11 protein-coding genes are annotated in these 11,731 nt (G+C 38.3%); 5 read left to right on the top strand and 6 right to left on the bottom strand.

Going from position 1 to position 11,731, the window contains the following annotated elements; translation table 11 throughout:
* The first annotated feature begins 334 nt into the window (after window positions 1–334).
* On the top strand, window positions 335–1,267 hold the full coding sequence (locus BN338_RS05210; protein ID WP_039759753.1) for a ribose-phosphate pyrophosphokinase: 933 nt from the start codon (window positions 335–337) through the stop codon (window positions 1,265–1,267).
* On the opposite strand, the gene BN338_RS05205 is transcribed toward BN338_RS05210, so the two are convergent.
* The gene (locus BN338_RS05205; protein WP_039759751.1) at window positions 1,264–2,763 is read right to left on the bottom strand and encodes an ATP-binding protein; all 1,500 of its coding nucleotides are present in this window, start codon (window positions 2,761–2,763) and stop codon (window positions 1,264–1,266) included. The genes BN338_RS05210 and BN338_RS05205 overlap by 4 nt on opposite strands.
* A gap of 286 nt (window positions 2,764–3,049) precedes the next feature.
* Here BN338_RS05205 and BN338_RS05200 point away from each other — a divergent pair, with 286 nt between their 5' ends.
* Window positions 3,050–3,670: a 50S ribosomal protein L25/general stress protein Ctc gene (locus BN338_RS05200; RefSeq protein WP_039759750.1), complete on the top strand. Its 621-nt coding sequence runs from the start codon at window positions 3,050–3,052 to the stop codon at window positions 3,668–3,670.
* 81 nt (window positions 3,671–3,751) lie between these two features.
* A complete protein-coding gene (gene pth, locus BN338_RS05195) occupies window positions 3,752–4,327 on the top strand; it encodes an aminoacyl-tRNA hydrolase (protein ID WP_039759749.1) in 576 nt (191 codons plus the stop codon).
* A gap of 417 nt (window positions 4,328–4,744) precedes the next feature.
* Here pth and BN338_RS05190 read toward each other — a convergent pair whose 3' ends face one another.
* Window positions 4,745–5,485, bottom strand: a complete 741-nt coding sequence (locus BN338_RS05190) for a L,D-transpeptidase (RefSeq protein ID WP_039759748.1) — start codon at window positions 5,483–5,485, stop codon at window positions 4,745–4,747.
* A 253-nt stretch (window positions 5,486–5,738) separates the two neighbouring features.
* On the opposite strand from BN338_RS05190, the gene ychF reads away from it, so the two are divergent.
* Window positions 5,739–6,842 carry a redox-regulated ATPase YchF gene (gene ychF, locus BN338_RS05185; RefSeq protein WP_039759746.1) on the top strand — a complete coding sequence of 368 codons (1,104 nt, stop codon included), beginning with the start codon at window positions 5,739–5,741 and terminating at the stop codon, window positions 6,840–6,842.
* Window positions 6,843–6,996: 154 nt separating this feature from the next.
* Here ychF and BN338_RS05180 read toward each other — a convergent pair whose 3' ends face one another.
* From BN338_RS05180 to petA, 4 genes are all read right to left on the bottom strand, one after another.
* On the bottom strand, window positions 6,997–7,437 hold the full coding sequence (locus BN338_RS05180; RefSeq protein ID WP_039759745.1) for a PRC-barrel domain-containing protein: 441 nt from the start codon (window positions 7,435–7,437) through the stop codon (window positions 6,997–6,999).
* Window positions 7,438–7,547: 110 nt separating this feature from the next.
* Complete coding sequence (locus tag BN338_RS05175; protein WP_039759742.1) at window positions 7,548–8,441, bottom strand: cytochrome c1; 894 nt, start codon at window positions 8,439–8,441, stop codon at window positions 7,548–7,550.
* Window positions 8,435–9,691, bottom strand: a complete 1,257-nt coding sequence (locus tag BN338_RS05170; RefSeq protein ID WP_039759740.1) for a cytochrome b — start codon at window positions 9,689–9,691, stop codon at window positions 8,435–8,437. Before BN338_RS05170 ends, BN338_RS05175 begins: the two co-directional genes overlap by 7 nt.
* Before the next feature lie 4 nt (window positions 9,692–9,695).
* Window positions 9,696–10,244, bottom strand: coding sequence for a ubiquinol-cytochrome c reductase iron-sulfur subunit (petA, locus tag BN338_RS05165; RefSeq protein WP_039759739.1), 549 nt, complete (start codon window positions 10,242–10,244; stop codon window positions 9,696–9,698).
* Window positions 10,245–10,821: 577 nt separating this feature from the next.
* Between petA and BN338_RS05160 the strand changes: the two genes are divergently transcribed.
* Window positions 10,822–11,298 (top strand): tRNA (cytidine(34)-2'-O)-methyltransferase, encoded by a 477-nt coding sequence (locus BN338_RS05160; RefSeq protein WP_039759737.1) that lies wholly within the window; start codon window positions 10,822–10,824, stop codon window positions 11,296–11,298.
* Window positions 11,299–11,731: the final 433 nt, after the last annotated feature.

The raw sequence follows: 11,731 nt of genomic DNA, 5'->3' as shown, positions 1-11,731 counted from the left end.
TTTTAAAATAAAAGAGTATACCTATTTAAATGGAATTTTGTAACAAAGCTCTTTAAGTGATCTTACTTATCAATGATCACAATAGATAAAATGAATAAGTCTTTCTCTATCATAGCCCCCCTACAAATAAACCGCATACTTTTTTGTCTTAATAATTTCAATAATTACCCCCCCCAAAAGAGCAAAAATTTTGGAAAAAGAGAAAACAAACCGCATAGCTCTTTAACAATAATCGATAAAATTGTAAGGCTTTTGTAATTGTTTTCTTGCAATTTAATAAAAAGAAATTAAAAACCGTGTCGCATTCCTACCATGATTATTCAGAGGTTCTACTATGAAACTTTTCTGCGGAAATTCTAATCCACGCCTAGCTCAAGATGTCACGAATTACTTGAATATACCCTTAGGCAAGGCAACTGTAAAGCGTTTTGCTGATCAAGAAATTTTCGTAGAATTGCATGAAAATGTACGAGGACAAGATGTTTTTGTTTTGCAATCTACATCTTATCCCGCAAATGATCATTTGATGGAATTGCTCATCATGATTGATGCCCTTCGTCGTTCTTCTGCACGTCGTATTACAGCAGTAATACCCTATTTTGGCTACGCCCGCCAAGATAGAAAACCTGGACCACGGACTCCCATTTCTGCAAAACTTGTTGCCAACCTAATTACTGAAGCAGGCGCTCATCGCGTTTTAACATTGGACCTTCATGCCGGACAAATTCAAGGTTTCTTTGATATCCCTACAGATAATCTCTATGCTGTTCCTGTCATTTCTCGCGATGTCAAAGTGCATTATTCTCTTGAAAATGTTATTGTTGTTTCACCTGATGTGGGCGGTGTGGTTCGCGCTCGCTCGCTGGCTAAGTGCTTGAACAGTTTGCTGGCTATTGTAGATAAACGTCGCGAACGTCCTGGTGAATCAGAAGTTATGAATATTATTGGTGATGTCTCTGGGAAAGACTGTCTTTTACTGGATGATATTGTTGATTCCGGTGGAACTTTATGCAATGCAGCCAGTGCTCTCCTGAAACACGGCGCCAATAGTGTCACAGCTTACATTACACACGGTGTTCTTTCTGGAAATGCGATCGAACGCATTACCAGTTCAGAAATGAAAGAGTTGGTTATTACAGATTCAATCATGCCAACAGAAGCCATTGAGAAAGCTCATAATATTCGTGTTTTACCCATTGCTGATCTCATTGGAGAAGCAATCGCCAGAACAGCAGCAGAACAATCTGTCTCAAGCTTATTTGGTTAAAGTGGTTCTTTGGGATCTCCTGGTGCCGTTTCGACACCAAGATCAGGAAATGCAACAATGCGTTGACCACTAAAATGCGTATGAATAACAATGAGTCCGCGCTCTTCAAAGTAAGTTAAAAGTCGACGAGCACGGCTTAGAGAATGAGTCCCATAAAGACGGGCTAAAAATGCATCGGATGGACATGGCTTTCCGCTCAATGCGGCTTGTGCCACATTCAAGAAGACTCCTTGAACATCATCTTCCAAACTTTCTGATATCTGCAAAATATGTTTCCAGTGCTCACTAATAACTGTTTGTTCATCAGCAAAAGCTTGAGCAATGGCCAATTTACGCCGAAATTGTGAAAGATTAAAAGGAACCTGTGACATACCATGGATACGGCAACGAACCGAAAAATCTTGATAAAGCACCGCTGTTGAACGATAAAAAGCCTCAGGGTCCTCAAGAATTTCCCGAATAACATGTTCTGCTTGACGATCAAGCTCAACATCAGAAAGTTCAGGAAATAAACTTAGGGGTTCTTCCAACGCCTCTTGTTTTTTATGCACAACCTCCTCTAACATTTTGTGCATCGATTTTTCTCTCACTGGCTCTCGTATTTGTTTAAATGGCGTTAAAATTTTCTCTGGTGATGCTGTAAAAACGAGTTCTTGTACATCATCCCGTTCTGTTGGAAGTGGCATTAATTTAGGGCTAGAAGAGCGTGCTAAAGTTTCAACAGAACCAATAATAATTGGTAAAGGGCGTCGTGATAAAGCAGGGCCTAAAGCAATAAAATGTCCCCGCTCAAGATCTCTAAATATTTCCGCTTGACGACGCTCCATTCCCAAAAGATCAGCCGCACGCACCATATCAATATCTAAAAAAGTCCGCCCTATTAAAAAGTTTGAAGCTTCAGCAGCAACATTTTTGGCAAGCTTAGCCAAACGTTGTGTCGCAATAACACCAGCAAGACCACGTTTTCGTCCTCGACACATAAGATTGGTCATAGCACTCAAAGAAAATTTACGTGCTTCATCAGAAACTTCTCCTGCCGCAGTTGGCGCAAACAATTGTGCTTCATCGACAACGATAAGCATAGGATACCAATAATCACGCTCCACATCAAACAATGCCCCAAGGAAAGCCCCTACAGCACGCATCTGTTGTTCGGTATCCAACCCTTCAAGATTAAATACCACCGAAACCCGATGTTGCCGAATGCGATGGGCAATACGTGTTAACTCTAATTCGCTCCGTTGAGCCTCTACAATAACATGACCAAATTTATCGGCCAAAGTTACAAAATCGCCTTCTGGGTCAATTACACAGTGCTGCACCCACTTAGCACTTTGCTCTAAAAGACGGCGTAAAAGATGTGATTTCCCTGAACCGGAATTACCTTGTACAAGAAGACGTGTCGCCAATAATTCTTCCAAATCAAGAAGTGCCGGCATCGATTTATGCAAGGCACGACTCTCTGACATCTCACCCAAGGCAATTTCAACCTTCATAACATCTCCAGTGTTTGATTTTAAATATATCAGCGCCTATTGGTTGATTCTCCATCCGCACCGCAATTTGTAACATTTCCTCCTTTTTAACGGTAGAAATCATCGAATTTTCCCACAACTCTTGCATCTATGAATAGTTTGAATTATAGAACAAGCTTCTACGTAGACACCCTTGGAGGCAACGTAGAATGGAGCAATCGCTGCTTATCAGCGCATATCTTCATGTCCATGCAAAAACTGTTATCGTTTTTGAAGGATCTCCAATTATGTAAAAAGGACTTAAATTATGAGCAAAAGCTATACTCTTAAGGCCGAAAAACGCGAGCGGGTTGGTAAGGGGTCCTCCCGTGAACTTCGCCGCAACGGTCTTATTCCTGCTGTCATTTATGGTGAAAAACAACCTCCTTTGGCAATAACAGTTCCCTATAAAGAAATTTTCTACAAAATCCATGCTGGTGGTTTTCGTACTACCATTGCAACGATTATTCTCGATAAGCAAAAAATTATGGTCTTGCCAAAAGATTATCAATTAGATCCTGTGCGCGACTTTCCCTTGCATGTCGATTTCTTACGCATTTCAGCAAAATCTGTTGTAGAAGTGAATATTCCTGTCCACTTCCTCAATGAAGATACAGCACCTGGACTTAAAAAGGGTGGAGTCCTCAATATTGTTCGCCACGAAATTGAATGTACAGCTCCAGCAAATGCCATTCCTGAAGCCATTGAAATTGATCTCTCCAGCTACTCTATTGGTGATTCTATTCACATTTCAGCTGTGCAACTGCCAAAAGATGTGACACCCATCATCCAAGATCGAGACTTTACCATTGCAACCATTGCAGCTCCTGCTAGCGCGGATACCAATGATGAAACTTCTGAACAAGAAAAAGATGAAAACGAGACGTGAACTTCATAAAACTCAACAGGCGGGAATTTTCCCCGCCTTAATTTATGAAATACCCTCCTCACACTTTGACTGAAGGTACACATGTGGCTTATTGCTGGTCTTGGCAATCCTGGTTCACAATATCAAAATAACCGCCATAATATCGGTTTTATGGCTGTTGATGCTATTTATCAGTCCTGTTCTTTTTCTCCATGGTCGAAGAAGTTTCAAGCAGAAATCTCCAATGGTTTCATAAATAATGAGAAAATTTTTCTTATAAAACCGCAAACTTTCATGAATCTCTCTGGTCAAGCTATTGGTGAAGCATTGCGATTTTATAAATTAGATTTAAAGAATTTGATCATCATTTATGATGAGTTAGACCTGTCACCAGGAAAAGTCCGTATAAAAATCGGAGGAGGGAATAATGGACATAATGGTATTAAGTCTATCGATGCTCATTGTGGCACTGACTATTGTCGTATACGTATAGGAATTGGTCATCCTGGAAGCAAAGAACTTGTTCATCAGCATGTTCTAGGAAATTTTACCAAATCTGATCAAGAATGGTTACTCCCTCTTTTAAAGGCAATTGCAAAAAATATTGCTTTCCTGATAAAAGATGACAAATCTCTCTTTATGAATGAGATTTCACAAACGATAAAAAACAAAAACTGACCCTGATCACTTATTCTCTCATCGACAAAAAATCAGTTCTTCTCTATAGAATCTACCTATATATAACATATTGTTTTATAAAAATTATTTTTTTATAAACTGAATAGAAACGCCAAATATCTTCAGATTCATTTCAAATCTATTGATAATGAAACAATCAAAACCATTGGCTTACACCTCACAAATTGGAGAGGTATACGGATAAAATTCTTGAAAAAAGAAAGAAAAATGCCTCTTATAAATCTTCTCATAAGGCAAAGCCTGTTGAGAAAACATGAAAAGCTCGCCAATAGAATAATGATATTTGTACATATCTTTTGAAACAGAGAAGAGGTCTATACTCTCTTGTTGGAAAAAGAGAAGATTGAACAGCAAACCAAAAGACTCAAATGGCTCTCTTCAATCTTCTCCCTAGAATTAAAAATCATCCGGCTGAATGGTTGATTGTAGTGGATCGTAGCCATTAGATTGTTGACTGTAAACTGTAGGCCTACTCCTATTGTTTTGCAATACCACGACACGTGAACCAACAGGAACACGATCATAAAGATCAATGATATCTTGATTGAGCAAACGGATACACCCGCTTGACATAGCATGCCCAATTGACCACGATTCATGTGAACCATGAATACGGAAAAGTGTATCTTTCCCATTTTTGAAAAGATAAAGTGCGCGCGCGCCCAATGGATTATCAGGTCCAGGAGGCATTCCTTTCCCCAAATGACCATAACGTTCTGGTTCTCGAGTCATCATTGCTGCAGTAGGAGCCCAATTTGGCCACCGGCGCTTGCGCTGTACAACCCCCTCACCTTCAAATGCTAGGCCTTCTTTACCGACTCCAATCCCATAACGCAAAGCTTTTCCATTTTCACCAATAAGGTAAAGAAAACATTCTTGCGTATCGATGACTAATGTTCCAGGGGGATAAGATGTATAATAAATAACTTCTTGTCGCCAATATTTTGGATCAATTGTCGCAAGATCAACAGCAGGTAACAAATAAGTCTCATTCGTTACAGGACCATACAAAGCCTGTATTTCTGGTGGAATGTATCGAGCTTGTTGAAGAGAAGCCGATGGCATATCTGACGGATGTGTAGCACATCCAGCCAAAGCTAAAAGTGCTGCAATTAAAAAGGCATGACGAGATAACACTCTTCTATTTTCTCCGAGTTAATTATTTATGCAGATTTGCGTACCATGAAAAACTTAGCACACTATTAACATTAACTCGAAGTTTTCTCATTATTAAGATAAAAAGAACTTTAAAAACTAAAAAAAGCAGATTACTTGCCGCTGTAGACTTTTTTCTCATTTATCGCAATACAAAGACTATAACTCTTCTGAAAATATGCTATAAAAAAGAAGCTTTATCTTGACCATAAATCAATAGAAAAGAAAGACTCTCATGGGCTTTAAATGCGGTATTGTCGGATTACCTAATGTTGGAAAATCAACTCTTTTTAATGCATTAACAAAAACAGCCACTGCGCAGGCTGCTAATTATCCTTTTTGTACCATTGAACCCAATACCGGTGAAGTTGCTGTTCCAGATTTACGAATGGAAAAAATTGCATCGATTGCAGGTTCAAAAGAAATTATTCCCACACGTATTAATTTCGTTGATATTGCGGGGCTTGTACGAGGCGCTTCAAAAGGTGAAGGTTTAGGGAACAAATTTTTAGCCAATATTCGCGAAGTCGATGCTATTGTCCACGTTTTACGCTGTTTTCAAAACGAAGATATTACTCATGTAGAAGGACGTATTGATCCTGTTTGTGATGCTACAACGGTTGAAACTGAACTCATGCTTGCGGATCTTGAAAGTCTTGAAAAACGAATCGTACAAATCCGCAAACGAGCAACGGGAAAAGACAAAGAAGCCCTCACAATTCTACCCGTTATGGAAAAAGCATTAAACATACTGCAACAAGGGAATCCTGTCCGCTTATTACTCAACGATATCTCTTCCGATGAACACCACATTCTTAAAAATTTGAATCCTTTAACCTCAAAGCCTGTACTTTATGTTTGTAACGTAAGCGAAAATGACGCCGCTCATGGAAATAGCTTTACTCAAATAGTTGAAAAAATGGCAACAGAGCAAAATGCGCAAAGCATTATTATTTCTGCTTCTATCGAAGCAGAAATCACACAATTGAGTAATACTGAAGCATCAGAATATCTCGATGCTTTAGGACTCTTTGAACCAAGTTTAAATCGCCTTATTCGCGCTGGTTATCATTTACTTGATCTCATTACTTACTTCACCTGTGGGCCTAAAGAAACACGAGCATGGACAATTCCACGTGGTACAAAAGCTCCCCAAGCCGCTGGCGTTATTCACTCAGAGTTTGAGCGCGGCTTCATTCGTGCTCAAACCATCAGCTACGATGACTATATTGCTTTGGGGGGAGAAAGTGGTGCAAAAGAAGCTGGAAAAGCTCGCGATGAAGGAAAAGAATACATTGTGCAAGACGGTGATATCATGTTATTTAAACATAATACCTAATTTTCACTCTCCCTTAATATTGTATCTTGAAATTTTCTAATAAGCTCATGAAAACTTGTGGCATAAGCCCCCAAAGTCTCCGAAATAAAAAACTGTTGCGATCATATTATTATGATTGCAACAGTTTTATCCATTAAAGAATGGAAATATAAAATTAGCGTGTCCAACGTCCTTCGTATTTAAATGTTGGAGCGTTCTTCAAAGAATCCTTTGTCGCATTTGTAATAAGTTTCCACTTACCATAATCATTTGTCATCTGAATTGTTTCTGGAGAAACGACCACATAACTCTCCCCTATGCCAAGGAAACCGCCAACAGCAATAACAAATCCCGCAATATTATTTTCACGTAAAATAATATCTTTTACTTCACCAATATTTTCATCTTCTATATTATAGACATTGGCGCCTATAAGGCTGGAAGCAACAAAATCCGTTTCTAAAGGTGTCACATAACGCACAGACTTATCCATCCCTACCTGTACAATGCCCGTCGAAGAAATCATTTCAGGTTTAGAAGGCACTTCAAAAGACTGAGCATAAGTACTAGAAACCATAAAAATTGACATAAGAGCAGTACATGTAATTTTTTTCATTTTAACATCTCCATTTTTACTTTGCTTTTACTTTATAAAACCTCAATGCATCATAAACAGATTTGTTCCTTATACTCTTTATGCTCTCCACTCTTTCAAGAGTAGTCAGTTTATCCTTTTCTTTCTATTTCGTCTTTTGTCTCTTCCTCTAAACCACACCAAATACGATTTTTTAAAATATAAATAAGCCCTGCAAAAATGATTAAAAATAAAATAACACGAAAACCGGTTTTTTTACGAATTTCCATATGAGGATCGGCAGCCCACATCAAAAAAGCAGAAACGTCACGCGCATAATGCTCAACGGTTTGAGGCGTTCCATCTTCATAAGCAATCATACCATCACTTAAAGGAGGCGCCATGGTTAAAGAATGACTGGCAATAAAATAAGGATTGTACCAATAACCATCTACAATTTCTATCTTCTTTGGCGCTTCCTGATATCCTGTTAAAAGAGCTGTAATATAATCTGGACCAGCCGTATCATAATGAGTCAATACATCAGTAATTAAAGCAGGAAACGGCAAAGATACACTACGTGCACGTGCTATCAATGATAAATCTGGAGGATAAGCACCATTCAAAACAAACCTTGCTTCTTCTTCGTTCATAAAGGGAGAAGGAAAATAATCTGTTGCAACCCCAGCACGTTTAAAAAACTTTCCTTCTCGATTGGGGCCATCACGCACTTCATACTGCCCTGCCAAAGCTTTAATCTGTTCTTGATCATACCCAAGAGCTTTTAAATGACGAAAAGCCACATATTTTAGCCCATGGCAGCTGGAACAAACTTGTTTATAAACCTTTAACCCACGCCGCAATTGCGCCTTATCATAAAGCCCAAATGGCCCTGAAAAACTCCATTCTTGTTTTTTAGGAATCCGTAAAGGAAAAGAAATAAGTTCCTCCTCTTGATCCGATCGATCAGAAGCATGACTGGCCGCACTCTGAACAGAAAAGCTCATCGCAACAATAACAATCAATCCAACAAAAACATTTACCATAGTCCCTTTTTTTTCTGTTTCAGATCGTGCATAATCGAAGAAGGATGAGAACGACTTTTTTCAAATGTAGGCAAAACCGGCAAAATAACCAAAAAGAATATAAAATAATAAACCGTAGCCAATTGTGTCCATAAAAGAATTCTGTCACTTATTTCTCTTGATCCCAGCCAACCAAGAAAAACGACATCAAAAACCAACGCCCAAAAGAAAATTTTATAAACAGGTCGATATCTTGCTGAACATATTTTAGAGCGATCTAACCATGGAACAAAAATTAACACGAGAATCGAACTGACGAAGAGAACAAAGCCCACAAAAGTTGAAGAAAAAATACCAATATCAAAAGTTATAGCACGCAGCATCGCATAAAAAGGCAAGAAATACCATTCTGGAACCACACGAAGAGGTGCCTTTAAAGGATCAGCTATGCTATAATTTTCGGCTTGCCCCATATAATCGGGCATATAAAACAAAAACCAAGCAAAAAAGATCAGAAAAACAGTAATAGCAAAAATATCTTTGATCAACGCATAAGGCGAAAATGGTACCGTTTCCTTATCTGATTGTATAACAAGACCCGTTGGATTCCCTTGCCCAACACAATGGATTGCCCAAATATGAAGCCCCACAAAAAGAAGCAAAACAAATGATAAAACATAATGGAAAACATAAAAACGATTCAATGTTGGTTGCCCGACGCCATAACCACCAAGAAGAGTCTCATGCAACCATACCCCCACCAAAGGTATTGTTTTTAAAAGCCCTGCAACCACTGAAGCGGCTGAAATAGACATCATCCCCCAAACCAGCACATAACCAAAAAATGCAATTGCCATCATGATGATATAAATAAAAATCCCTGTGACCCACACCATTTCTCGCATATTTTTATAAGAACCATAATAAAGTCCGCGTGCTAAATGGATATAAACGGCAATAAAAAAAAACGAAGTGCCTACACAATGCCATGGATGGAAAAGCCATCCAAACTGCCCTTCACGCCGAAATCGTTCACCCGTTTCAAAAGCTAAATGAACATCTGGAACATAATGCATAGCCAAGACAAGACCAGTCAAGAGCTGTGATAAAAGCATAATGGTCAAAATACCGCCAAATGTATAAAAGTAATTAAGATTACGTGGAACAGGAAAAATCACAAATGCATTATAAAAAAAACGAGGAAGAGGAAAACGCTTATCAAACCAACGGGCAAGAGCACTTTTAGGACAATAAGGAGGAAACCTTGTCATGACCTTATCCTATTTTGAGCAAAGTATCAGAAAGAAATTGGTAAGGTGGAATAGCTAAATTATAGTTCGCTGGACCTGAACGCACTCTTCCAGCAGTATCGTAAACAGACCCATGACACGGACACAACCATCCTCTAAATTTCCCTGATTGCCCAAGTGTTACACAACCTAAATGCGTACAAAGATTAATAACAATAAGCCAATTTTCACGCCCTTTGCCGGCTGAACGTGCAAAATCCGTCGCTTCTTTTTCATCTTCAAGATTAGGATTGCGCGCTTGACGATCTTTTAGAAGACTCAAATTCGTAGCGCGCGCTTCAGCAACTTCTTTTGCCGTACGGTTTCGAATAACAACAGGCTGTCCTCGCCACTTCACCGTCACCGACATCCCCTCTTCAATACCAGAAAGGTCAACCTCAATGGAAGAAGATGCTAAAACAGCCTCATCTGGACGCAACTGACGGATAAAAGGCCACGCAACCACCCCCATTCCAACTGCTCCTGCAACAGCTGTTACCAAAAACAGAAAATCCCGTCTTGTCTGCTCACCCATTGCCTTAACTTAAAGAAATTATTCACTAAAATGGTCTTTTATCATAGCCTCACCCATTGTACAATGCCTGATCAATCGGTTGTCTTACCCCATAAAAATATTCCTGTAAAAAATTTCTACTATTTGTATGATTTGCGCAAAAAATGAGTTTAATGATAATCTATCGTTTTAAAAAGTGAATTAGAAAACTGAATACCGTAAGTTTCTTGTATTTCAAATCTCTGTTCCTATTCAATCACTCAAAACCTTCCCTATGCCTGACAAAAACCAAGTGTGTGTAAAGAAGCACTCCGACTTTCTTGTTATGGTCAAATCTCAACTAAAATAAATGAGCTAATTCATTAAATATCCTACTTTTCATCATAATGAGCCAATCCATCTTATGTATCGCTCAATCAAAGGCCCCCCTAATCCGGAGATTTCCTCTCATCTCAAACAAATCTTTATCCGTAATTTTTTCCCTGAGACTTAAAGTGAATAAAAACTAAATATAAAAACCATATATTTCTCAAGAATATTTTTCGAATAAATTACGGCACTTCTTTACAAAGTTGAAAAAAATCATATTACAGAGAACATGACACTTCATATAGCTCTTTTCCAACCTGATATTGCTGGTAATACCGGAACGATTTTACGTCTTAGTGCTTGTTTTGGTTTACATGTGCACATTATTGAACCCGCAGGCTTTAATCTGTCGGATCGTAGTCTCAAACGTGCAGGATTAGATTATCTCGAATATGCTTCCTTAGAACGACACATTGATTGGCAACATTTTATAAACTCCATGAAACGCTTTCATCGCCGTCTGTTGCTTTTAAGTACAAAAGCAAAAACATGCTATACACAGATATGCTATCAAAAAAATGATGTTTTACTTTTTGGTCGTGAATCCGCTGGAGTTCCCGATTATGTTTATGACGCGGCTGATTACATATTGAAAATTCCCATGCAACCACAGGCACGTTCTCTAAACCTCGCCATGAGCGTAGCCATAACAACAGGAGAAGCACTACGCCAAATTGGTTATCATGAAGGAAACTGTAATCTATAAAAACACAACAATTTTATCAAATCTTGAATAGAATGATCAAAATGTATAAATATGGTTTTCAAATCAGTAGAAAAAACTCACCTTTCAAGAATTTTATAAATATTAAGGTACATACTTTTCAATGAAACTTTTAGAGTAAAGCCTCTAAAAGCTCATAAACTGTTATATAAATAACAGTTAAAGCATCTAACACCTACGGTTTCCCAATAATCGAATATTGATAAAATAAATAGCCATAAAATAATATTACTCAAAAATAAGAAGAACTCGTTAATTAAAATCACTTTTTCACAAAACACAAAACGCCATTATATTACTCATTCATACACTTGATATCAATATTTCCTAGTGCTTGTTACATTTATATCGCATACCATCACCTGTGAATGATACAATTAACCCTTGAGCTCGTATAAAGTCCATTGAGCATCCC

It is taken from the genome of Bartonella queenslandensis AUST/NH15 (assembly GCF_000312585.1).
In the GTDB taxonomy this organism is placed as follows: domain Bacteria; phylum Pseudomonadota; class Alphaproteobacteria; order Rhizobiales; family Rhizobiaceae; genus Bartonella; species Bartonella queenslandensis_A.
This window is presented reverse-complemented; position numbering and strand designations above follow the sequence as displayed.

What these genes read in the sequence shown, in the direction of transcription:
- BN338_RS05200 (WP_039759750.1), top strand. Translation starts at nt 3,050, where the DNA reads ATGAGCAAAAGCTATACTCTTAAGGCCGAAAAACGCGAGCGGGTTGGT.
- BN338_RS05180 (WP_039759745.1), bottom strand. Translation starts at nt 7,437, where the DNA reads ATGAAAAAAATTACATGTACTGCTCTTATGTCAATTTTTATGGTTTCT.
- ychF (WP_039759746.1), top strand. Translation starts at nt 5,739, where the DNA reads ATGGGCTTTAAATGCGGTATTGTCGGATTACCTAATGTTGGAAAATCA.
- petA (WP_039759739.1), bottom strand. Translation starts at nt 10,244, where the DNA reads ATGGGTGAGCAGACAAGACGGGATTTTCTGTTTTTGGTAACAGCTGTT.
- pth (WP_039759749.1), top strand. Translation starts at nt 3,752, where the DNA reads ATGTGGCTTATTGCTGGTCTTGGCAATCCTGGTTCACAATATCAAAAT.
- BN338_RS05160 (WP_039759737.1), top strand. Translation starts at nt 10,822, where the DNA reads ATGACACTTCATATAGCTCTTTTCCAACCTGATATTGCTGGTAATACC.
- BN338_RS05205 (WP_039759751.1), bottom strand. Translation starts at nt 2,763, where the DNA reads ATGAAGGTTGAAATTGCCTTGGGTGAGATGTCAGAGAGTCGTGCCTTG.
- BN338_RS05210 (WP_039759753.1), top strand. Translation starts at nt 335, where the DNA reads ATGAAACTTTTCTGCGGAAATTCTAATCCACGCCTAGCTCAAGATGTC.
- BN338_RS05175 (WP_039759742.1), bottom strand. Translation starts at nt 8,441, where the DNA reads ATGGTAAATGTTTTTGTTGGATTGATTGTTATTGTTGCGATGAGCTTT.
- BN338_RS05170 (WP_039759740.1), bottom strand. Translation starts at nt 9,691, where the DNA reads ATGACAAGGTTTCCTCCTTATTGTCCTAAAAGTGCTCTTGCCCGTTGG.